We start from the raw sequence: 3,329 nt of genomic DNA, 5'->3' as shown, positions 1-3,329 counted from the left end.
CTAAGCTTGGTGTTGATATGCAGGAAGGCGAGATCATCGAGTGGAAAAAACAAGAGGGTGATGTGGTTAATGAGGGAGATATCCTTCTTGAAATCATGTCAGATAAGACGAACATGGAACTTGAAGCGGAAGATTCAGGTGTCCTTTTGAAGATTACTCGTCAGGCTGGTGAAACAGTTCCAGTAACTGAGGTAATTGGTTATATCGGAGCAGAAGGTGAAGTTGTGGCTGATAATGCTGCGAGCGCACCAGCTGCAGAAGCAACTGCTCAATTGGAATCAGCTGGACTTGAAGTTCCTAAAGCACCTGCCCAAGCCGCTCCAGTAGCTGCTGCAGAAAAAGTACCACTTGCTGACAATGAATACGATATTATCGTTGTTGGTGGTGGTCCTGCAGGATATTATTCTGCTATTCGTGGGGCACAACTTGGTGGTAAGGTTGCTATCATTGAAAAATCTGAATTTGGTGGAACATGTTTGAATAAAGGATGTATCCCAACTAAGACCTACCTTAAAAATGCAGAAATTCTTAATGGACTTAAGATTGCTGCAGGTCGTGGTATCAACCTAGCGTCAACAAACTACACTATCGATATGGATAAGACTGTTGACTTTAAGAACTCTGTCGTTAAGACACTTACTGGTGGTGTTCAAGGTCTTTTGAAGGCTAACAAAGTGACTATTTTCAACGGTCTTGGTCAAGTTAACCCAGATAAGACGGTTACAATCGGTTCAGAAACAATCAAGGGACGTAATATCATCCTTGCGACTGGATCAAAAGTTTCACGTATCAATATCCCTGGCATTGATTCACAACTTGTGATGACATCTGACGATATTCTTGACTTGCGGGAGTTGCCTAAATCACTCGCTGTTATGGGTGGTGGTGTCGTTGGTATCGAGCTTGGTCTTGTTTATGCTTCATACGGTGTGGATGTAACCGTTGTTGAGATGGCTGACCGCATTATCCCTGCTATGGATAAAGAAGTATCACTTGAACTTCAAAAAATCCTTGCTAAGAAGGGTATGAAGATTATGACATCTGTCGGAGTTTCTGAGATTGTAGAAGCTAACAACCAATTGACCCTTAAACTTAATAATGGTGAAGAGATTGTAGCTGACCGTGCCCTTCTTTCTATCGGACGTGTTCCTCAGTTGGATGGTCTTGAAAATCTTAACCTTGAACTCGACCGTGGTCGTATCAAAGTTAATGCTTACCAAGAAACATCTATTCCAGGAATCTATGCTCCAGGTGATGTCAATGGAACCAAGATGCTCGCTCACGCTGCCTACCGTATGGGTGAAGTTGCAGCTGAAAATGCTATGCATGGTAACGTTCGTAAGGCTCACCTTGACTACACACCAGCTGCTGTATACACACACCCAGAAGTTGCGATGTGTGGTATTACTGAAGAAGAAGCACGCGCTAAATACGGTGATGTTCTGATTGGTAAATCAAGCTTTGCTGGTAACGGACGTGCCATTGCTTCCAACGAAGCTCAAGGTTTTGTTAAAGTCGTTGCAGATGCGAAGTACCATGAAATCCTTGGTGTACACATTATTGGTCCGGCTGCAGCCGAATTGATTAACGAAGCATCAACTATTATGGAAAATGAATTGACTGTAGATGAACTCTTGCAATCTATTCATGGTCACCCAACCTTCTCTGAAAATATGTACGAAGCTTTTGCTGACGTACTTGGAGAAGCTATCCATAACCCACCAAAACGTAAATAAGATAAATGAATTAAATTCTCGGACAAAGGTTCGAGAATTTTTTCATGCATTTTTATTTGTATTTATTTGAAAAATCGTTACGGATTTTCAATAGTTTTGAAGAAAAATACGAATAATAAGTTAAAGAGTTCTCTATCAAGAGAGAAAGTTTGTTTATAATTTTATAATATTTCTATTTTATTTAGAAAATTTTTAATAATAACCTTTCCACGAAAGTTTTTATGTGGTAAAATGGTTCAAGTATTACAAATGCAAAAGGAAAGTTAAATGCGAACGAAAGATTTTATCTACTATGCCAGTGCGGCTGTTCTCTTGGCTGTAACTACTCAGGTTGCTCAAGCTGATGAAGTGGCAACACAAACGCCTTCTATTACTGAAGGAAACCACTATCAACCTGCGACTGCAGCAGAAATTTTTGGTGGTGAAGCGTCACTTACTGAAACACCAAGCTCAACCGTTTCAGCCCCTGCCTCTGTAGCAACAAGTGAAGTGCCAAAAGCTAACACTCCAGCAGTCTCTACAGCTATTGCTAAACAAAGTTCGGAAGTGTCTAGTGTGGCTGTAACCTCAACTGCATCAACATCTGTAGCTAACTCAACAACGATTGTTACGTCTACATCAACAGCGATTTCAAACGCTAGCTCTGAGAGTGTGACCGCTTCTGCACATTCAACAGCTTCTGAGGCCCCTAACAACGCTGTTGCCACACCTGCTAAATTAACGAATTCTTCGGATGTCTCTTCGACAAATCTTAGGGTTCAGCCTAAGACTTTTATTGATGTTAGCAGCCATAACGGTGATATCAGTGTAGAAGATTACCGTGCTCTTGCCCGCCAAGGTGTGGGTGGTGTCGTCGTTAAATTGACTGAAGACACTTGGTACAATAATCCCAAAGCTCCATCACAGGTTCGCAATGCTCAAATCGCAGGCCTCCAAGTATCGACTTATCATTTTTCTCGATACACAACTGAGGAAGAAGCACGTGCAGAGGCTCGCTTCTATATCGAAGCAGCACAAAGACTTACCCTTCCAAAGAGCACTGTTATGGTTAATGACTTTGAAGATTCCAACATGCTTCCAAACATCAACCGTAATACCCAAGCCTGGGTTAATGAAATGCGTAAGTATGGCTATAACAACTTGATGTTCTACACAAGTGCCAGCTGGTTGGATGAAAACAATCTAGGTTACAGAGGTCCAGTTTTAACCTCTCAATTTGGTCTTGAAAACTTCTGGGTTGCTCAATATCCATCAACAACACTTACAGCTACAAGTGCTAAGAATATGCGCTATAACGGTAAAACTGGTGCATGGCAGTTCTCAGCGACGGCTAATCTTTTGCCAGGAAAACATGTCTTTGACCAAAGTGTTGATTATACTGGGCGATTTACAGCTAATGTCGGTGTTGAGGCAGATCCAACTCAAGGTGATTTGAGTGGTGTTATCTCGATTGTCAATAACAACCCAATTCTAGGTAGCTTTGATGTTGTCATTTCTAATGTCAAGGCACCAAATGGAGTTGAGACTGTAAAAGTGCCTATCTGGTCAGAAGTTGATGGTCAGGATGATATTATTTGGTATACGGCTGACCGT

Annotated in this window: 2 protein-coding genes; both read left to right on the top strand. The window is 41.6% G+C overall.

The window, feature by feature from the left end:
- On the top strand, positions 1 to 1,736 hold a 1,736-nt coding region (gene lpdA, locus HSISS2_RS03395; protein ID WP_042766967.1), incomplete at its 5' end, for a dihydrolipoyl dehydrogenase.
- Between the two features lie 267 nt (positions 1,737 to 2,003).
- Positions 2,004 to 3,329 (top strand): GH25 family lysozyme (locus HSISS2_RS03390; protein ID WP_042766966.1); only part of this gene is annotated, 1,326 nt, incomplete at its 3' end.

Source organism: Streptococcus sp. HSISS2, from assembly GCF_000448665.1.
Classification (GTDB): Bacteria; Bacillota; Bacilli; order Lactobacillales; family Streptococcaceae; genus Streptococcus; species Streptococcus raffinosi.
The sequence above is the reverse complement of the archived record's forward strand: the minus strand, read 5'-3'. Positions and strand labels throughout refer to the sequence as shown.